Source organism: Streptosporangium sp. NPDC048886 (genome assembly GCF_055586905.1).
In genome coordinates this window covers 375,098-392,808 of record NZ_JBVJHH010000002.1, presented here as the reverse complement: position 1 = coordinate 392,808, position 17,711 = coordinate 375,098, and the positions used below count along the sequence as shown (strand labels likewise).

The following is a 17,711-nucleotide window of genomic DNA, read 5'->3' as shown; positions in this document are numbered from 1 at the left end:
TGGTCGGCGTAGACGGCGACGCTGGCCAGTCCGGCGTCCTTGCAGGCGCGGGCGATCCGCACGGCGATCTCACCACGATTGGCGATCAGGACCTTCTGCACCGACGTCGTTCCCTTCCGTACATGTGCGAACAAGGGGCCGGCGGGCCTCCAAGGGAGTTTAAACGCCCACACAGCGGCCGGGGCCGGGGCCGTCCTTCCGGTGCCGGCGGGCCTTCATGGGAGTGTAAGCGCCCCCTGATCGCCGGGCACGGCTGGGTCCTACCTGCCGAGGTACGCGCCGCCGTTGACGTGGACGACCTGACCGGTGATGTGCCGGGCCTCGGGGGAGGCCAGGAAGCTCACCGTGGCCGCGACGTCGTCGGGCGTGCCGGGGCGCCCGTTCCTGGTGCTCTCCACCCGGCGCCGCACCCCCTCCTCGGTGAGGCGGCCGCGGAAGAACTCGGTGTCCACGATCAGGCCGGGGGAGACCACGTTGGCGGTGACGCCGCGCGGGCCGAGCTCGGCGGCCAGATCGGCGGTCCACGCCTCCACGGCGGCCTTGGCCGCGCCGTACGAGCCGGAACCGGTGCCCCGGGCCGCGATCGAGCCGACCGTGACGATCCGGCCGTGGTCGGCCAGGCGGGGGGTCAGCGCGCTCGTGACCAGCACGGCCGACATCAGGTTGGCGTTGAGGTTGGCCCACCAGCTCTCGGCCACGTCCATCAGATCGTCGCCGGGCGCGCGGTCCAGGTTGGTGTTCCCGCCCGCGTTGTTGACCAGCACGTCGACCCGGGCCGGCAGCCGGTCCAGGGCCTCGCCCACCGCGACCGGGTTGGCCGCGTTGAACGCCACGTAGGAGAGGCCCAGCCGGTCGGCCGTCTCCTTGAGCACCTGTTCCCGCCGTCCGGTGATGGTCACCCGGTCCCCCTGCGCGGCGAACGCCGCCGCGACGGCGGCGCCGATCCCGGTGCCTCCGCCCGTCACCACAATCTCACGCACTGTCCATGACTCCTCACGTCACAGAAAATCAAGGTGAAAAGGAACGTTAGCTTCTCCGGGCGTCCGGGAAGGTCCATAGCCGCTCGGCATAATCCCGGTATCACTGTGATCCACTCGCCTATCGTGATTTCGTTTGGTGAGCCCCCCCGACACCGATCCCGAAGGAGACTGGCATGAGCCAGAACTTGCTCGGCGGCAATCCCGCGGAAATGCAGCAGATGGCCACCCAGTTCACCCAGCAGGCAGACCAGGTGCGGGCCACCATGGCCGCCCTCGACCGGGAGGCCGGCAAGGTCGGCACCGCCTGGACCGGTCCCGGCGCCCAGCGGTTCACCGAGGCGTGGCAGAACTACCGCGCCGCCTTCCAGCGCATGTCCGAGGAGCTCGCCGAGGCGTCCCGGGTCATCAACACCTACCGCGGCAACATCGAGTCCGCCACCCGATAGCCGGACCGCCGAGACGCCCCGGCCCACCTGGGCCGTGGCGTCTCGGCGTGTGCGGGCCCCTCAGGTCACGGCCGTCTGGACGGGGGTCACCGACCCCAGGGTGACCAGCAGGCCCCGGCCGGGCGGGCCGCCGACCGCGCCGCGGGGCAGCCGGATCGTGAACAGGTCGCCGTCGGCGGGGCTCTGGACCGACAGCAGCAGACCCGTGCGGGCCTTGCGGGCCTCGGCGACGAAACCGCGGTAGGCGGTGGTCAGGTCGCCGGTGGTGCCCGCGATGATCAGACCGTGCTCGCCGTCGCGGCCGGTCCGGAGCACCTGCTCCAGGGCCGTGCCCAGGGGGGTGTCGGCGGAGATCAGCTCGGCGTCGTCGACGATCACCACATACCGCTCCTGCCCCGCCAGGGCCTCGGGCAGGTCGCCGTCCGCGCCGAGTACGGCCAGCACCCCCGGGGCGTCCACCAGCGTGCTGAGCGGGCTGCGCCGGGGGGTGACCAGGGCCACGGGCGTGCCCCGCGCCAGCAGGGAGCGGGCGGCGGTCAGCAGCGCCGAGGAACGGCCGGACCTGGACGGGCCCGCGACGACCGCGCCGGGTCCGTGGGCGAGCAGGTCGACGCCGAGCGGGGCCAGCGAGTCGCCTCCGGCGCCGAGCAGCGCCCACAGGGGCGAGGGGGGCTCGAAGGACGGCGCCAGCTCCAGCGCCTGCGCCGCGGTGATCCGCATGGGCAGCGCGTCCACCCGCAGGGGCGGCTCACAGTCCCAGAGCCACCCGCCGGGCCCCGCCGCCGCGTCCCCGGCGAAGCGGGCGGGCACCGCGCGGGCCAGCGCCTGGAGCGCGCCGACCTGGGCCGGCCCGGAGGGGTCGTCGCAGAGCAGGGAGATCTGGCTCTCGGCGAGGCCGTGCTCGCCGGTGGACAGGGCGCGGCCGGGGGCGAGCGTGGCCGGCAGGTCCTTGACGGGCAGCCCGGCCAGGCCGTAGTCGGCCGGGTCGGCCAGCCGCAGGATCAGCCGGTCGTCGAAGACCGTGGAGATCTGCCCGATCAGCGCCGAGCGGTCGCCGGTCACCACGGCGCGCAGCCCGACCGCCGGGCCCTCCCGGAGCAGCTGCATCAGCGACTCGATCAGCCGCCCGTAGTCGTAGCCCTCGAAGGCGGCGACGTATCCCTCCCACCGGTCGAGCATCAGCACCAGCCAGGGCAGCCGCGGACCCCCGGCGGCGGCGCGCAGCTCGGCCAGCGACGCGTATCCGGCCTCGGCCAGCAGCTGCTGGCGCCGCCCGACCTCGGCGCGCAGGCGGGCCAGCAGCCGCTCCACCCGGTCGAGCTGGTCGCGGGTCACCACCGCCCCGCAGTGCGGCATCGCCATCAGCGGCAGCAGCGCCCCCGAACCGCAGTCGATCGCGTGCACGTGCACGTCCTGCGGGGACGCCCCGGCCGCGATCGCCCCGGCCAGCGTGCGCAGCGCGGTGGAGCGCCCGCTCCGCGAGGCGCCGGCCAGCAGCAGGTGCCCCCCGTGGGCGAGGTCCAGCGTCAGCGCCCGCCGGTTCTGCGCCCACGGCAGGTCCGTCACCCCGAACGGCAGCGGCGGCACCTCCTCCGCCCCCGCCCGGTACGGCGGCGCGCCGCCGGGCGGGTCGGACAGGCCGGGGGCGACCACGAGGTCGCCGAGCGGCGGGAGCCAGGGGCTGGGCTGCCGCGGCACCCCGGCGACGCGGGCGGCGTCGGCCAGGGCGTCGGCGAGTATGGACAGATCGGTGACCGGCGAGCCCTCGGGGGCCGGCCCGGGCGCCGGCAGCGGCTGCCCCAGGGCCCGCCAGCCCACCTCCGTCACCCGTGCCCTGACCTCGGCGGAGCCCCCGGGGCTCCGGCCGCCGATCCGGGCCGTCTGCACGGCCGTCGCCGCGCCCGCGCCCGACTTCACGTAGCACCGGCCGGGGGCCGACTTGGGGATGTGCGAGGCGTCCGGCCGGCCGATGACGTCGGCGGACTCGGCGGCGTCGGTCACCCGCAGCGCGATCCGCAGCGAGGTGTTCGCCTGGATGTCGGCGGTGACCACGCCGCCGGGCCGCTGGGTGGCCAGGATGAGGTGGATGCCGAGCGAGCGGCCCCGCCTGGCGATGTCCACCAGCCCGGTCATGAAGTCGGGCAGCTCGCTCACCATCGCCGCGAACTCGTCGATGACCAGCACCAGCCGGGGCAGCGCGGCCGGCGGTCCGGCGCGCCCGCGCAGCGGCCCGGCCGGTGTCCTGCCGCCGGCCACGAGCAGGTCGCGGGAGGCGCGGGCCGCCCGCGTGTCGCGGATCGCGTGGTAGTCCTCGATGTCCTTGGCCCCGGCGGCCAGCAGCAGCCGCTCCCGGCGGCGGATCTCGGCGGCCAGGGACGTCAGGGCCCGCTGCGTCAGGTGGCCGTCCAGGTCGCTGACCATGCCGACCGTGTGCGGGAGCCGTACGCACTCCTTGAAGGCGGCCCCGCCCTTGTAGTCGATCAGCACGAACGTCATCTCGTCGGGCCGGTTGGCCACCGCGAGCGAGCAGATCAGGGTCTGCAGCAGCTCGGACTTGCCCGCGCCCGTGGTGCCCGCGATGAGCGCGTGCGGCCCGTCCACCCGCAGGTCGACCGAGAACGGCCCGTCGGGGCCGGCCCCGATCACGGCCTCGGTGCTCCGGCCCCAGCGCTCGGCGAGGGCCGCGCCCGACACCGAGGGCAGCTCCAGCAGCTCCAGCAGCCGCGCGGAGCCGGGCAGGGCCAGGGCCGAGTCGTCCCGGCTGACGTCGCGGATGGGGGCCAGGGAGCGGGCGAGCCGGTCGCACCAGGTGACCGAGACCTGGTCGGCCAGGATCTCGCCGAGGTCGTCCAGGCCGCCGCCGCGCAGCCGTATCATGCCGCCGTCCGTCACGGCGGCGACGGTGGCGCACTCCTCGGGCAGCAGCCGCTGGTCGTCGTCGACGGCCAGGGTGTAGACGCCCGCCCGGGGGCCCTGGCGGAGCACCTGCGGCATGCCGGGCAGCGCGCGCAGGACCTGGGCGCCGTCCAGGACGACCAGCACGTCGTAGGGGCGCTCGTCGTAGACCGGGGCGGCCTCCGCCGCCCCCGGGCCGCCGCCGAGGTCGCCCCAGCCGGTCGGGACGCGGCCGAGCTTGGCCGACGGGCTCTCCTCCTCGCCGAGACGCTCGTCGATCAGCCTGGTCAGCTCGCTCACCCGGCGGGCGGCCGCCTCCGGGTCGGCGCCGACCAGCGCCACGCAGTCCTCGCCGCCGTGCGGGGCGCTGTGCGGCAGCCAGCGGACCCAGTTCCAGCGCTCGTCGCCGTCGCCGTGCGCCGACAGCACCACGATCGCCAGGTCGCGCGGGCTGTGCAGGGCGGCGGCCTGGCCGACCAGCCAGCGGGCCAGGCCGGCCGTCGCCTGCCGCGGCCCGGTCAGGCCGGCCACGCCCAGGCGGCGCATGACCAGCGCCACCGGGACCGCGTGGCAGGTCGGGAGCTCGGGCAGCGGGCCGTCGAGCGGGGCGGAGCGCTCGGGGACGAACTCCAGGGCGGCGGGGAGGTCGGCGAGGCCGACCCGGAGGCGGAGCGCGTCGGGGTCGTGGTCGCGGCGCTCCCACAGCCGCCGCCGGGGGCCGGTCGCGGTGAGCAGCACCTCGGCGGGGTCGGGCGCGGCGGCCCGGCGGCGGGTCTCGTCGGCGGCGCGGGCCTCCTCCACGGCGGCCTCGAACGCCTTCAGCCGCTCCTTGTACTGCTTGACCTGCTGGCGGTACTGCTTGCGGCCGTGCCGCCGGTCGCTCCACCACTGACCGATCATGATCAGTGGGGTCAGCAGCGCGAACAGCAGGAAGTACCACATTTTGAACGCCCAGGCCATCACCAGCCCCAGCCCGGCGGGCAGGAAGGCGGTCAGCAGCTGCAGCCGCATGGTCTCGGCGCGCTTGGGCTCGGCCGGGACCTCGAAGCGCCGCTCGCCGTCCGGGGCGCGGAGCCGGGGCGGCCGGTTGTAGGCGAGCCCGCCGTCGGGCTGGGCGTCCAGATGCGCGTCGGGCGGCTCCACGGCCTTCAGGGTCAGCACGGTCGAGCCGCAGGTCAGCAGGGCGTGCTCGGGCCACGGCGCCGGGCCTTCGAGGGGCTCGCCGGCCAGCAGCGCCGCGGCCCCCGCCCCGGGTTCCACGGTGATGGCGTCGGGGGTGAGCCTGATCACGGCGGCCTCGCCGGACAGCCGGGGGTCGGGGACGGCCACCGCGCAGGCGGGGTCGGAGCCCACGGTGTGGACGCCCAGGCTGAGGCGGTGCACGGATCCGGCGGCGGGCCCGCCGATCACCCGGACCTCCACGATGCCGCCGGGCTCCTCGGCCATCGTCGCCCCGGCCAGGTCGCGGTCGAGGGTGACGAGGTCGCCGTCGCGGAGCAGGCCGAGCGCGGGGGCGTCGGGGTCCAGGGGACGGCCGTCGCGCCAGAGCGTCGGAGGGGCGGCGCCGGGGGAGTCGTGGCCCAGCCCGTAAGGCGCCTTGCTCCGTGTCAGCCGCACCACGTTGGTCGGCCGCTCGCCGCCCTGCCCGGCCAGCGACTCCGCGAGCCGCGCCACCGTGGTCGTCTCGTCCCCCTCGACCACGACATCGCGGTCGGCGTGCTCGCTGAGCACGGTGAGCATGATCCGCATCGCCGCTCTCCTCGGGTCGGGCCCCGGTCCAAGGTACAGAGTGGGAACGGTCCGGGAGGAGCTGTTTGCGGCAATGCCGTGGGGCACGGGCCGGTATGTGGAAAACGTGGCGGCCTGTGGACAACTGTCGGACGCTGTTGCCCGGTTATGCCGTTCTTAATGGGCGTTTGTCGATTTGAGCGCTCCGGAGAGGCTGGGGATTCACCGCGCGGAGCTGTGGAAAACTCAGCCGGGACCTGTGGGGTCCCGCCGGGCCCGGGTCCGGGCGTGGAGCTCGCCGGCCTTCTCTTCCAGCAGCCCGGCATATGCGCTGACCTCGGAGGTGACCTCCGCCAGCCCGGCCGCCGCGCGGTGCAGCCCCGCGACGACCCGCCCCGTCGCCGGCGCGCCGGCGATGCGCTCGGCCCCGCGACGGCGTAGCCGTCCGATCGCCGTCCGGAGGAGCCGGATCCGCCCTGACCCCGGTGTGCCGCGCCTGAACCAGTTGGCCATGGCGTAAGGATGGCACATTTTGAACGGGTTCAGGATGGCGGGAGACGCGCGATCCGGCGGCGGCGGAGTGAAGACGGCGAGAAATTTGCCGGAATGAAAGGTGTAAATAGTGGGAAGCCTGTTACGTGGGTTAATCCATCCCTTATCACCTTGATAAGTCAGCTGTCACCTAGCCAAACCGTCAGTTTCTTCCAGATCGGCGTTGACAGAGGCGTTCCTATCAAACGAGCATGGGTCTTGGCTTTTGTCCGGCAGTTCATCGGCACGGTGCGCATAATGGCGTAAATTCGACCACGTAGTCCCCATATTGTGATCACTCTGGGAGTCCCCCTGCCCATGAGGACCAGTGAGAAGCCAACGAGCCGTCCCCCGGTGAACTCCGAGCGGCAAGGCCCGGCGGCCGCCCTTTCCGGACCGGCGTCGCGCAAGCTCCCCGTCCCCCCGCGCGAGCGCAGGCCCGCACTCGCGGCCCTGGCCCTGCTGCTCATCCTGGGCGGCGCGCTGGCCACCACCCTGCTGGTCCTGCGCAGCGGGGACCGGGTCTCGGCGATCCAGATCGTCCAGCAGGTCGGCACCGGCCAGCGCATCCCCCGGGCCGCCATGCGGGAGGTCCAGATCGCCGACACCGGCATCGGCTACGTGGCCTATGCCGACAGCGTCCGCGTCTCGGAGCACTACGCCCGCGTCACCCTGCTGCCCGGGACCCTGCTGACCAGGGAGATGGTCGTCTCGGCGAGCGCGGAGCTGGGCCCGGGCAAGGCGCGGGTGGGCCTGGCGCTCAAACCGGGCCAGCTCCCGGCCAACCTGGCGCAGGGCGACCGGGTCCAGGTCATCCACGTGCCGGGCCGGGGCGGCGGGGCCGGCGCCCAGAGCCGCGTGCTCGCCCAGGCCGCGCTCGTCCACAGCGTCGGAGGCCAGAGCAAGAGCGGTCTGTCCGGCCAGGTGACGATCATCGTGGACGCCGCGGTGTCGCCGACGATCGCCGCCTACGCCTCCAACGGCGAGATCGCCCTGGCCGAGCTGCCGGGAGCGCGCTGACGTGGCGCTCATCGTGCTGGCCGCGGACAAGGGGGCGCCGGGTGTGACCACGGCGGCCACCGCGCTCGGCGCGGTCTGGCCGCGCCCGGTGCTGCTGGCCGAGTGCGACCCCGCCGGCGGGGACATCGCCTACCGCCTGCCCGCCGCCGACGGCGGCGTGCTCAATCCCGGGCGGGGCCTGCTCACCCTGGGCGCCACCGCCCGCCGCGGCCTCCACCCCGACCAGGTCTACGAACACACCCAGAAGATCGTCGGCGGCCTCGACGTGCTGACCGGGCTGACCCACGGGGAGCAGGCCGCCGGGCTGAGGTGGCTGTGGGGCCCGCTCGGCCGGGCGCTGGCCGCCCTGCCCCACGCCGACGTGCTGGCCGACTGCGGCCGCCTCGGCGGCCACCCCGAGACGGCCGAGCTGACCGCAGAGGCCGCGATGGTGGTGCTGTTCACCAGGGCGAGCCTGGACCACGTCGCCCACCTGCGTGAGCGCCTCCAGGTGATGCCCCGCGACCCGCAGGTCGGGGTGGTGGTGATCGCCGACCCCCGGCAATACCGCACGACGATCGACGAGGTCCGCCGGATCGTCGCCGCCACCGGCAGGGAGGCCGCCTTCGTGAGCGGGCTCGCCCACGACCCCAAGGGCGCGGAGCTGCTGCGCGGCCAGTGGGGCGGGCGCCTGGACCGCTCCCTGCTGATCCGCACCGCCCGGGAGCTCGCCGGCCGCCTGGCCGCCCAGGTCCGCGCCCCGGAGCCGGCCGCATGACCATCGACCACACGCTGGTGAAGCGCTTCCGGCAGGAGGTCGGCGACCGGCTGGCCCACCAGCGCCGCCTGGACCAGGCCAGCGGCCTGGTGCCGATGACCGGCGAGGACGAGCGCCAGTTCGCCCGCGCGCTGATCGCGCAGGTCCTGGAGGAGTTCGCGCGCGGCGAGATCGGCGTCGGCAGGACCCCTCCCACGGCCGAGGAGGAGGAGGCGCTGGCCGCCGGGATCCACGCGGCACTGTTCGGCGTCGGCCGGCTGCAGCCGCTGCTGGACGACCCCGAGGTCGAGAACATCGACATCAACGGCTGCGACCGGGTCTTCGTCGGCTACGCCGACGGCCAGGAGATCATGCGCGAGCCGGTGGCCGAGTCCGACGAGGAGCTGGTCGAGCTGATCCAGGTCCTCGCCGCCTACAGCGGCCTGTCCAGCAGGCCGTTCGACACCGCCAACCCCCAGCTCGACCTGCGCCTGCCGGACGGCTCCCGGCTCTCGGCGGTGATGGACGTGACGGTCCGCCCGTCGGTCTCCATCCGCCGCTCCCGGCTGGGCAAGGTCTTCCTGAGCGACCTCGTGGGCAACGGCACGCTCACCCCGGAGGTCGGCCGCTTCCTGTCGGCCGCCGTGGCCGCCAGGAAGAACATCATGATCTCCGGCTCCACCAACGCCGGGAAGACGACCCTGCTGCGCGCGCTGGCCAACGAGATCCCGCCGTCCGAGCGGCTGATCACCGTGGAGCGCGCGCTGGAGCTCGGCCTCGACCAGTTCCCCGAGCTCCATCCCAACGTGGTGGCCTTCGAACAGAGGCTGCCCAACTCCGAGGGCCAGGGCGAGATCAGCATGGCGGAGCTGGTCCGCCGCTCGCTGCGGATGAACCCGTCCCGGGTGATCGTCGGCGAGGTGCTCGGCGACGAGATCGTCACCATGCTCAACGCGATGACCCAGGGCAACGACGGCTCGCTGTCCACCATCCACGCCAACTCCTCGATGGAGGTCTTCAACCGCATCGCCACCTACGCGCTCCAGGCCGCCGAGCGCCTGCCGATCGATGCCACCCACATGCTCATCGCGGGCGCGATCGACTTCGTGGTCTTCATCGAGAAGCGCAACGAGTACGCGGCGGGCGGGCGGCTGCGCCGCTACGTGTCGAGCGTGCGCGAGGTGGCCGGGGTGGACGGCAGGGTGCTCTCCTCGGAGGTCTTCGCGCAGTCTCCCGACGGCCGGGTGCTGCCGCACGCCCCCCTGTCCTGTCTGGAGGAGCTCACCCGCCACGGCTACGACCCGGGAGGCTGGAGGTGATCCCCCTGCCGCCCGGACTGCTCGACCCGCTGGCCCTGCTGGCCGGGGCGGCCGTCGGCGCCGGGCTGTTCCTGCTCGGCCTGGCCCTGTACGGCACGCGCCCCCGGCCGCCGGCCCCCGACAAGAAGGCCGGCCGGCGCCGGCTGCTCAAGGCCCTGTCCACCCGGTCGGCCGCGGGCGCCATCGCCGGCGTGCTCGTGCTCGTGGTGACCGGCTGGCCGGTCATGGCCGTGGGGGCGGTGCTCCTCGCCCTGGGCTGGCGGGGCCTGTCCGGCGGCGCGGCCGAGGAGCGCACGGCGATGCGGCGGCTGGAGGGACTGGCCGCCTGGACCGAGTCGCTCCGCGACACCATCGCCGGAGCCGCGGGCCTGGAGCAGGCGATCCCGTCGTCGATCCGGGCCGCGGCGCCCATGCTCCGCCCGCACCTGCGCGCGCTGGTGGACCGCCTGCACACCCGGATGCCGCTGCCCGACGCGCTGCGGCTGTTCGCCGACGAGCTCGACGACCCCTCGGCCGACCTGGTCGTGGCCGCGCTGATCCTCAACTCCAAGCTGCGCGGCCCCGGCCTGCGCGACGTGCTCGGCGCGCTCGCCGTCTCGGCCCGGGAGGAGCTCGACATGCGCCGCCGGGTCGAGGCCGAGCGCCGCTCCACCCGGCGCAGCGTGCAGATCGTGGTCGGTACGGCCCTGGCCTTCGCCGTCGCGCTGGTGGTGTTCAACCCCTCCTACGTCGAGGAGTACGACAACACCCTCGGCCAGGCCGTGCTCGTGGTGGTCGCCGGGTTCTTCGGCGCCGGCTTCGCCTGGATGCGCCGCCTGGCCCGCTTCGACAAACCCGCCCGCCTGCTGGGCCTGCCCTCGGGAGGAGAGGTGCGCGATGACTGAGGCGCTGCTGGCCGGCTCGGTGCTCGGGCTGGGCCTCTTCCTGCTCATCCGGGCGCTGTTCCCCGCCCGGCCCGGGCTCGTGACGCGGCTGCTGGCGCTGGACGCCGCCAGGGAGGGCACCGACGTCCCGCGTATGCAGCTCGTCCTGCCCGACGAGGAGGTCAGCGCCTTCCGTCGGGGCCTCGGCGTGCGGCTGGCGCGCTTCTACGCGGCCCGGGGGTGGGAGGCCCGCTCGGCGAAGGCGGACCTGGCCCTGCTCGGCAGGTCCTTCGAGGGGTTCCTGGCCACCAAGATGCTGCTGGCCGCCTCGGGGCTGCTGGCCTTCCCGCTGCTGATCGGCTGGCTGGTGCTGATGGAGTGGGGCGTCTCGCTCACCATCCCGCTGTGGGCCGCCCTCGCCGTCGCCGGGGTCTTCTTCGTCCTGCCGGACCTGCAGATCAAACGCGACGCGGCCCGGATGCGCCGCGACTTCCGGCATGTCGTCGGGGCCTTCCTGGACCTGGTCGCGATGAACCTGGCGGGTGGGCGCGGCGTGCCGGAGGCGCTGATGATGGCGGTCTCGGTGGGCAGCCCCGGCGCCGACGACGAGGGGGCCAACTGGGCGATGAACCGGATCCGCGAGGCGCTCGGCAACGCCAGGATCGTCGGCATCACCCCGTGGCAGGCCCTCGGGCAGCTCGGCGACGAGATCAACGTCGACGAGCTGCGTGACCTGTCCGCCGCGCTCGGCCTGGTCGCCGACGACGGCGCCAAGGTCCGCGCGTCCCTGACCGCCCGCGCCGCGACCCTGCGGCGGCGTGAGCTCGCCGAGGTGGAGGGGCAGGCGGGTGAGCGGTCCCAGTCGATGCTCGTCGCCCAGCTCCTGCTCTGCGCGGGCTTCGTGATCTTCCTGAGTTTTCCGGCCGCTATGAAGATGTTGGGGTCCTGACCATGCTGAGCCATCCGTGGATCGTCTATACGGCCGCCTTCCTGAGCACGCGGATCGACAGGGCGCGCAACGCCCCCACCCGAGGGGCCTCGGCCGTCGAGTGGGTCATCATCACGGCCATCATCGCCGGGGTCGCGCTGGGCCTCGCCACGCTCATCAAGACCCTGGTCGAGGGGAAACAGGCGGAGATCTCCAACCAGTTCGGCGGTGGCGGCGGCGGAGGTGACCAGGGTGGCGGCGGAGAGCCGTGACCGGCAGCGGGGCGCCGCCGTCATCGAGCTGGCGATGATCATGCCGGTGGTGCTGGCCGTCATCCTGCTCGTCGTGCAGTTCGCCCTGTGGTTCCACGGGCGCCAGGTGGCCGACGCGGCCGCCCGCGAAGGGGCCCGGCTCGCCCGGGTCGACACCGACTCCTGGGAGAGCGACGCCGAGGAGCGGGCCGTCGAGGTGCTCAGGGCCGTCGGCCCCAAGCTCCTCGACGGCGCCACCGTCACCGCCTGGGAGGAGGGCGACCAGCGGGGCGTCGAGATCACCGCCACCGCGGTCCAGGTCGTCCCGCTGCTGCCGGCCACGACGTTCACCATCACCTCGCGCTTCGGCGGCCCGGTCGAGTGCTTCCGCCCCGACGACGGGAGCGAGGGATGCCCGTGACACTCCCGGCCCTCTCCCGGCGCGGCGGCGGCCCGGCACGGCTCGGCGGACCGGCGCGGCGCGGCTGTGGACCGGCGCGGTACGGCCGCGGGCAGGCCCGGTACGGCCGCGAACGCGGGTCGCTGACGGCCGAGACGGTGCTGCTGGCCCCGGTCTTCCTGCTGTTCCTGCTCTTCCTGGTCGGCGCGGGGAGGGTGGTGGAGGCCCAGGGCGAGGTCAACGGCGCGGCCAGGGACGCGGCCAGGGCGGCCTCGGTCGAGCGCACACTGTCGGAGGCCGAGGAGGCCGCGGGCAGGACCGCGGAGGAGTCGCTGTCGGGCGAGTGCGAGCCCGAGGTGAGCCTGGCCGGCACGGACTGGCAGGAGGGCGGCCAGGTTCGGGCCGAGGTGACCTGCACGCTGGACCTCGGCTTCCTCGGCTTCGGCGCCGCCAAGCAGATGAAGGGCGACTCGGTGGTCCCGCTGGAGCAGTTCCGGAGGGTCGAGTGAGCCGCGCGGGTGACCGGGGGTCGATGTCGGTCTTCACAGTGATCTTCTCCGTGGCGGTCTTCCTGCTGGCCGGGCTCCTGGTCGACGGCGGGGCCGCCATCAACGCCCGGCTGCGGGCCGCCGACATCGCCGAGCAGGCGGCCCGGGCGGCCGCCGACCAGATCGACGTCGAGCACCTGCGCGCCACCGGCCAGGCCCGGCTGCTGGAGGGGGGCGCGGCCTGCGCCGAGGCCGAGGAGATCGTCTCCGCGCACCGCACCGACGACGTCCAGCTCGCCGGGTGCACGGTCGGCGGCGGCCAGGCCGAGGTCACCGTGCGGGTCTCGGTGCCGTGGGAGGCGTTCTTCCTCGCCGCCTTCGGCTTCTCCGGCTCCGAGGCGGAGGGCGAGGCCACCGCCGGGCCCGACACGGGGGAGGACGTCTGATGGCCCGGCACGGCCGCGGCGGTCCCGGCGGGCGGGAAGGGCCGCCCCGGACGCCCTAGACCAATTGCGGCGAATCACTGGCCGAGCGGGTGACGGACGACGAATCTGAACGGGGAGGGAGACTCATGCCCACGCGACAGCCCATGCGCATCAGGCCCAGGCGCACCGCGGGTGACCTGCTCGCCGGACTCGGCGCGCTGGCCGCGCTGGTCGCGCTGCTCGGCGGGGTCCCCTACGCCCTGCTCCGGCTGGCCGGGCCGCCGCTCCCGCCCGAGCTGCTCGACCTCGACCTGCTGACCAGCCAGGTCGGCACCGGCACGATCGTCGCGATCCTCGTGCTGCTGGTCTGGCTGGCCTGGCTGCAGCTGGCCGTCTGCGTGATCGTCGAGGTCTACGCCGGGCTGCGGCGGGTCGGCATGCCGGCCAGGGTCCCGCTCTCCGGGAGCACCCAGGCGCTGGCCAACCGGCTGGTCTCGGCCGTGCTGGTGCTGTTCACCGTCTCGGCGGTGGTCGTGCCGATCGCGAAGGCCGGCGGCCCGCCGGCCGCCCGCCCCGCCGTCGCCGCGGCGGCCTCGCTGTCGGCGCTGCCGGCACCGGTCGCCGAGGAGCGGGCGCCGCTGGTGCCGGTGGGGAAGGCCAAGAAGGTCTACGTGGTCCAGCCGCCGCACGGCCGACACCACGAGAGCCTGTGGGAGATCGCCGAGAAGTGCCTCGGCGACGGGCGGCGCTATCCGGAGATCTACCGGCTCAACCAGCACAAGGAGCAGCCCGACGGCAGCCGCCTCCACATGGCCGACCTGATCAGGCCCGGCTGGGTGCTGGACATGCCGGACGACGCCCGGAACATCCACATCGTCCCGGCCGACCAGCCCCGCGACGACACCCTCAAGGAGCACCCGGGCAAGCCGGTGGAGCTCGACGGCCGCGCCCGGACCCTCACCCCCGACCGGGCGGATCCGCCGGCGGAGGCGCGGCCGGACGTCTCCCGCCCCTCGGACACCTCCGTCGTCCCCGGCGGCGGGGAGAACGCCGAGACGGGCCGGCTCCCCGCGGACACCTCCCGGCGCTCCCCCCAGGAGCCCGCCACCGAGCGCGGCGCCGGGCAGGAGTCCCGCACGGCGGCCGACCCCGGCGGCGCCGGGCGGCAGGCCCCGGAGCGCGGCACCGGGCACGACCCGTCCGTGGCCGCCGGCCCCGGCGCTCAGGACTCCGGGCTGGAGCTGCTCGACTACCTGGCGGGGGCCTCCCTGGCGGCGGCCGGGCTGCTGGCGGCGCTCGGCCACAGGCGCCGGCGGCAGCTGTGGTACCGGGCGTTCGGGCACCGGATCGTCCGGCCGAGGGACGACGCGGCCCAGGCCGAGCTGGCGCTGCGGCTGGGCGCCGACGCTCCGGGCAGCCGGATGCTGGACATCGGGCTGCGGCTGCTCGGCAGGTCTCTGGCGGCCCAGGACCGCGTCCCGCCCACGATCTACGCCGCGCACCTGTCCTCGCGGACCCTCGACCTGTGGATCCACCCGCCCGACCGCGACGCCCCGGCGCCCTGGGCCGCCCACGACGGCGGGCAGGTGTGGCGGCTGCCGGCCCACGAGGGACGGATGCTCGACGAGCAGGCGCTCGCCGGCGCGCCGGCGCCGTATCCGGGCCTGGTCTCGCTGGGCTCCAACGGCGAGGGCCGGGTGCTCGTCGACCTGGAGGCGGCTCACGGGCTGATCAGCCTCAGCGGCGCCCAGAGCACCGCCGCGCTCGCCGCGCTCGCGGTGGAGCTGGCCACCAACCGCTGGTCGGACCGGATGCGCGTCACGCTCGTCGGTTTCGGGGAGGAGCTCGCCGTGATCGCCCCCGACCGGATCCGCTGCGCGGGCAGTCTCGCCGAGATCCTGCCCGAGCTGGAGGCCACGGCCGAGGAGCGGGGCCACGGCGGCGAGGTGCTCACCGGCCGGGTCCACGGCCGCGCCGCCGATCCGATCTGGCCGCCGCACTACGTGCTGTCCGCGGTCGCCCCGAGTGCCGAGGAGGGCCACCGCCTGGCGGTCCTCGCCCGCAAGGGCGTCCGCACGGCCGCCGGATACGTCGTGGCGGGAGAGGTCCCGCACGCCACCTGGCACTGGGAGATCACCGACGACGGCCGGGCCACGGTGGACGCGCTCGGCTTCGAGGTGACCGCGCAGCTGCTGCCCCGCCGCCACTACCGGGCGCTGGTCGACCTGTTCCGCACGGCCGGGCGGCTCGACGGGGAGCTCCTGCCCGACGGGCCGGAGCCGGTCCCGCAGACGCCCTCGATCGAGGTACGGATCCTCGGCCCGGCCGAGATCACCGGTCCGCCGCCGATGGAGGAGGGGAGGGCGGTGCTCGCCGTCGAGCTCGTCGTCTACCTGGCGACCCACCCGGGCGGCGTCCATCCGGTGGTGCTCGGCGGGATCCTCTGGCCGCGGGGCGTGCAGCAGGTGGTCAGGGACGCCACGATCGCCAGGGTCGTCGCGTGGCTGGGCACCGACAGCGCCGGGCGGCCCAACCTCTACGCCGACGAGTCGGGGCGGCTCCGGCTCGGTCCCGAGGTGAGGACCGACTGGATGCTCTTCCGCGAGTCCGTGCGCCGCTCGCACGCCGATCCCGCCCTGCGCGCCGTACTGCTGGAGAAGGCCCTGAACCTGGTGCGCGGCCCGCTGCTGAACGGCCGCCCGCGCGGCCGTTACGCCTGGCTGGCCGCCGACGACCTGGAGTACGACGTGACCGCCGCCGTCGCGGACGCCGCTCACCGGCTCTGCGAGATACGGCTGGCCGACGGCGAGGCGGCCCAGGCCGTCGCGGCGGCGCGGGCCGGGCTGCTGCTGGCCGCCGACGACGAAGGACTCTGGAGAGACCTGCTGCGGGCCACCCATCTCACCGGCGACCCCGGCCGGCTGCGGGCCGTGGCCGAGGCCCTGCACCGGCGGGCGTCCCACCACGGCGGGGGCGGGATGGCGCCGGAGACGGAGGCGCTCATCGACGAGCTGCTGCCTTCGTGGCGGATACGTTCGGCGCCGTCGGCATGAGCGGGCCGGTGGGTGCGTGTGCGGTAGGGGTGCGTGCGGTGGGTGCGCGTGCGTTAGGGGTGCGTGTGGTGGGTGCGCGTGCGGTGGTGGCGCTGGCTCTGCTCGTGCCGGTGGTGGGCTGTTCCTCGCCCGCCCCCCGGCCGTTCACCCCCGTCGACCTCCCGGTGGGCGGCCCGAGCACCTCGGCGCGGGCCGCGCCCACCCCCCGGGTGGAGACGGTCGAGGTCGCGCCCGGCGTCCAGGTGGTGGTGGAGTGGCCCGCCGTGGCCGACCCCGACACCACCGGGATGATCAACGTCTTCCGCGACTACTTCGCCGGGTCGTTCAAGGCCGTCGTCACCGGAGGCCGCGACACCGCCTACCTGGAGACGGTCCAGGACGGCGCCAGCCGGGACGCCTACTCGTGGGTTCAGGAGTTCCTGGACCAGCGCAGGTCGGTGCGCGGGACCGCCCGCCTGTACGCGCTGAACGTCAGCTCGGTCACCGGCCCCGGGGCGCAGCTCGACGTGTGCGTGGACGAGTCGGGGATGCGGCTCGTGGACTCCGGGACCGGCGAGGCGGTCGGCGCGCAGCCCGACTGGACCAGGGAGCCCTACTTCCAGGTCGCCGGGGTGCGGAAGGGCGACGACGGGGTCTGGCGGATCAAACTGCTCCGGCATGCGGAACTTCCCAGCGAACGCGCGAAGGGATGTCTTCGATGATCGTTAATGTGGCCCTGGCGGGACTGCTGCTGCTCGCCCCGGTGGGCGCCGACCCCGGGGGCGGCGGCGGCGAGGGCTTCCAGGACGGCCGCACCGCCGGGGTCCGCCTGCAGAACTCCAAGATCGTCATCACCGGGACCGGTCTCAGCGGCAAGAGCGACGGCTACCGGATCAAGCGCCCTTGCTGGTACGAACCCGACAAGGGCGCCGACGAGACGCTGAAGGACCAGGAGGCGCTGCGGGACCTGTGGTTCCGCTACACCCCGGGCGCCACCGAGGAGAAGTTCCAGGAGTTCCTCAAGCAGTTCAAGGACAAGGCCGGCAAGGAGGGGCGCTGGTGGAAGCCCGCCTACAACGGGGCCGATCCCGACGGGGTGTCCTGCTGGAACGGGCTCGACCCCTTCGTGTGGGTGCCGCCCGGCACGACCCCGCCCAGCGGGATCACCATCGCCGAGCTCGTCGAGATCGCCCGCGCCGCGCTGACCGTGCCCGAGCCGAAGATCCAGCTCAATCCGGACGCCAGGAGCTACGTCAACCTGCCGACCTGGGTATGGCTGGGCGGCATCGGCGCGCCCACCCGGTCGGTGACGGCCACGATCCCGGGGTTCATGAGCGCGACCGTGACCGCCACCCTGCAGGACGTCAAGATTGACGCGGGCACGAGCGCCGACCGCGCCGAGGTCAAGGAGGATTGCGGGCCGGGCGGCAAGCCGTACGTCAAGGGCGGCAAGTTCACCTGCGGTGTCCGATACCTGCGCGCCTCCGCCGACCAGCCGCGTGAGGTCTACACGCTGACCGTCACCTCGGTCTGGCCCGTCCAGGTGCAGGACAACGTGGTGCCCTTCGCCTACGACCCGATCGAGGCCGGCGCCACCCGCGACGTCGAGGTGGGCGAGGTGCAGAGCACCGTCACCGGGACCAGGTGACGCCGGGAGGGGGCCGGCCCG

General features: G+C 74.5%; 17 protein-coding genes. 13 read left to right on the top strand and 4 right to left on the bottom strand.

What is annotated here, in order from left to right:
• Window positions 1-101, bottom strand: a 101-nt coding sequence (locus tag ACZ6R6_RS03975) for a biotin carboxylase N-terminal domain-containing protein (RefSeq protein WP_362963288.1), incomplete at its 3' end; no start/stop codon positions are given.
• A 159-nt stretch (window positions 102-260) separates the two neighbouring features.
• Window positions 261-980: an SDR family NAD(P)-dependent oxidoreductase gene (locus tag ACZ6R6_RS03970; protein ID WP_306859263.1), complete on the bottom strand. Its 720-nt coding sequence runs from the start codon at window positions 978-980 to the stop codon at window positions 261-263.
• A gap of 173 nt (window positions 981-1,153) precedes the next feature.
• Here ACZ6R6_RS03970 and ACZ6R6_RS03965 point away from each other — a divergent pair, with 173 nt between their 5' ends.
• Window positions 1,154-1,426 (top strand): WXG100 family type VII secretion target, encoded by a 273-nt coding sequence (locus ACZ6R6_RS03965; RefSeq protein ID WP_012888044.1) that lies wholly within the window; start codon window positions 1,154-1,156, stop codon window positions 1,424-1,426.
• Window positions 1,427-1,486: 60 nt separating this feature from the next.
• Here the strand turns inward: ACZ6R6_RS03965 and ACZ6R6_RS03960 are convergent, their stop codons facing one another.
• Together ACZ6R6_RS03960 and ACZ6R6_RS03955 are read right to left on the bottom strand one after the other, a co-directional pair.
• Window positions 1,487-6,070, bottom strand: a complete 4,584-nt coding sequence (locus ACZ6R6_RS03960) for an FtsK/SpoIIIE domain-containing protein (RefSeq protein WP_470089977.1) — start codon at window positions 6,068-6,070, stop codon at window positions 1,487-1,489.
• Between the two features lie 225 nt (window positions 6,071-6,295).
• Window positions 6,296-6,562 (bottom strand): hypothetical protein, encoded by a 267-nt coding sequence (locus ACZ6R6_RS03955; RefSeq protein ID WP_470089975.1) that lies wholly within the window; start codon window positions 6,560-6,562, stop codon window positions 6,296-6,298.
• 336 nt (window positions 6,563-6,898) lie between these two features.
• Here ACZ6R6_RS03955 and ACZ6R6_RS03950 point away from each other — a divergent pair, with 336 nt between their 5' ends.
• The 12 genes from ACZ6R6_RS03950 to ACZ6R6_RS03895 all read left to right on the top strand — a co-directional run bounded on the left by ACZ6R6_RS03950 (window position 6,899) and on the right by ACZ6R6_RS03895 (window position 17,690).
• Complete coding sequence (locus ACZ6R6_RS03950) at window positions 6,899-7,600, top strand: hypothetical protein (RefSeq protein ID WP_470089973.1); 702 nt, start codon at window positions 6,899-6,901, stop codon at window positions 7,598-7,600.
• Window position 7,601: 1 nt separating this feature from the next.
• Window positions 7,602-8,357 carry a hypothetical protein gene (locus tag ACZ6R6_RS03945; RefSeq protein WP_306859253.1) on the top strand — a complete coding sequence of 252 codons (756 nt, stop codon included), beginning with the start codon at window positions 7,602-7,604 and terminating at the stop codon, window positions 8,355-8,357.
• The gene (locus ACZ6R6_RS03940; protein WP_470089971.1) at window positions 8,354-9,655 is read left to right on the top strand and encodes a CpaF family protein; all 1,302 of its coding nucleotides are present in this window, start codon (window positions 8,354-8,356) and stop codon (window positions 9,653-9,655) included. Before ACZ6R6_RS03945 ends, ACZ6R6_RS03940 begins: the two co-directional genes overlap by 4 nt.
• Complete coding sequence (locus tag ACZ6R6_RS03935) at window positions 9,652-10,539, top strand: type II secretion system F family protein (RefSeq protein ID WP_470089970.1); 888 nt, start codon at window positions 9,652-9,654, stop codon at window positions 10,537-10,539. Before ACZ6R6_RS03940 ends, ACZ6R6_RS03935 begins: the two co-directional genes overlap by 4 nt.
• Entirely contained in the window at window positions 10,532-11,467 is a 936-nt protein-coding gene (locus ACZ6R6_RS03930) for a type II secretion system F family protein (RefSeq protein ID WP_470089968.1), read from the top strand. Before ACZ6R6_RS03935 ends, ACZ6R6_RS03930 begins: the two co-directional genes overlap by 8 nt.
• A gap of 2 nt (window positions 11,468-11,469) precedes the next feature.
• Complete coding sequence (locus tag ACZ6R6_RS03925; protein WP_306859245.1) at window positions 11,470-11,718, top strand: Flp family type IVb pilin; 249 nt, start codon at window positions 11,470-11,472, stop codon at window positions 11,716-11,718.
• On the top strand, window positions 11,699-12,118 hold the full coding sequence (locus ACZ6R6_RS03920) for a TadE/TadG family type IV pilus assembly protein (protein WP_470089967.1): 420 nt from the start codon (window positions 11,699-11,701) through the stop codon (window positions 12,116-12,118). The genes ACZ6R6_RS03925 and ACZ6R6_RS03920 overlap by 20 nt, the downstream gene beginning before the upstream one ends.
• Window positions 12,109-12,606 (top strand): TadE/TadG family type IV pilus assembly protein, encoded by a 498-nt coding sequence (locus ACZ6R6_RS03915; RefSeq protein WP_470089965.1) that lies wholly within the window; start codon window positions 12,109-12,111, stop codon window positions 12,604-12,606. Before ACZ6R6_RS03920 ends, ACZ6R6_RS03915 begins: the two co-directional genes overlap by 10 nt.
• Window positions 12,603-13,031, top strand: a complete 429-nt coding sequence (locus ACZ6R6_RS03910; RefSeq protein ID WP_470089964.1) for a pilus assembly protein TadG-related protein — start codon at window positions 12,603-12,605, stop codon at window positions 13,029-13,031. The genes ACZ6R6_RS03915 and ACZ6R6_RS03910 overlap by 4 nt, the downstream gene beginning before the upstream one ends.
• Before the next feature lie 125 nt (window positions 13,032-13,156).
• Window positions 13,157-16,063 carry a BTAD domain-containing putative transcriptional regulator gene (locus ACZ6R6_RS03905; protein ID WP_470089963.1) on the top strand — a complete coding sequence of 969 codons (2,907 nt, stop codon included), beginning with the start codon at window positions 13,157-13,159 and terminating at the stop codon, window positions 16,061-16,063.
• Window positions 16,064-16,131: 68 nt separating this feature from the next.
• Window positions 16,132-16,764 carry a hypothetical protein gene (locus tag ACZ6R6_RS03900; RefSeq protein WP_470089962.1) on the top strand — a complete coding sequence of 211 codons (633 nt, stop codon included), beginning with the start codon at window positions 16,132-16,134 and terminating at the stop codon, window positions 16,762-16,764.
• On the top strand, window positions 16,761-17,690 hold the full coding sequence (locus tag ACZ6R6_RS03895; RefSeq protein ID WP_470089960.1) for a hypothetical protein: 930 nt from the start codon (window positions 16,761-16,763) through the stop codon (window positions 17,688-17,690). Before ACZ6R6_RS03900 ends, ACZ6R6_RS03895 begins: the two co-directional genes overlap by 4 nt.
• Window positions 17,691-17,711 lie beyond the last annotated feature (21 nt).

Excerpts from the sequence above, each read along its gene's own strand:
- ACZ6R6_RS03895 (WP_470089960.1), top strand. The coding sequence starts at position 16,761 with ATGATCGTTAATGTGGCCCTGGCGGGACTGCTGCTGCTCGCCCCGGTG.
- ACZ6R6_RS03930 (WP_470089968.1), top strand. The coding sequence starts at position 10,532 with ATGACTGAGGCGCTGCTGGCCGGCTCGGTGCTCGGGCTGGGCCTCTTC.
- ACZ6R6_RS03955 (WP_470089975.1), bottom strand. The coding sequence starts at position 6,562 with ATGGCCAACTGGTTCAGGCGCGGCACACCGGGGTCAGGGCGGATCCGG.
- ACZ6R6_RS03905 (WP_470089963.1), top strand. The coding sequence starts at position 13,157 with ATGCCCACGCGACAGCCCATGCGCATCAGGCCCAGGCGCACCGCGGGT.
- ACZ6R6_RS03965 (WP_012888044.1), top strand. The coding sequence starts at position 1,154 with ATGAGCCAGAACTTGCTCGGCGGCAATCCCGCGGAAATGCAGCAGATG.
- ACZ6R6_RS03950 (WP_470089973.1), top strand. The coding sequence starts at position 6,899 with ATGAGGACCAGTGAGAAGCCAACGAGCCGTCCCCCGGTGAACTCCGAG.
- ACZ6R6_RS03915 (WP_470089965.1), top strand. The coding sequence starts at position 12,109 with ATGCCCGTGACACTCCCGGCCCTCTCCCGGCGCGGCGGCGGCCCGGCA.
- ACZ6R6_RS03925 (WP_306859245.1), top strand. The coding sequence starts at position 11,470 with ATGCTGAGCCATCCGTGGATCGTCTATACGGCCGCCTTCCTGAGCACG.
- ACZ6R6_RS03960 (WP_470089977.1), bottom strand. The coding sequence starts at position 6,070 with ATGCGGATCATGCTCACCGTGCTCAGCGAGCACGCCGACCGCGATGTC.
- ACZ6R6_RS03940 (WP_470089971.1), top strand. The coding sequence starts at position 8,354 with ATGACCATCGACCACACGCTGGTGAAGCGCTTCCGGCAGGAGGTCGGC.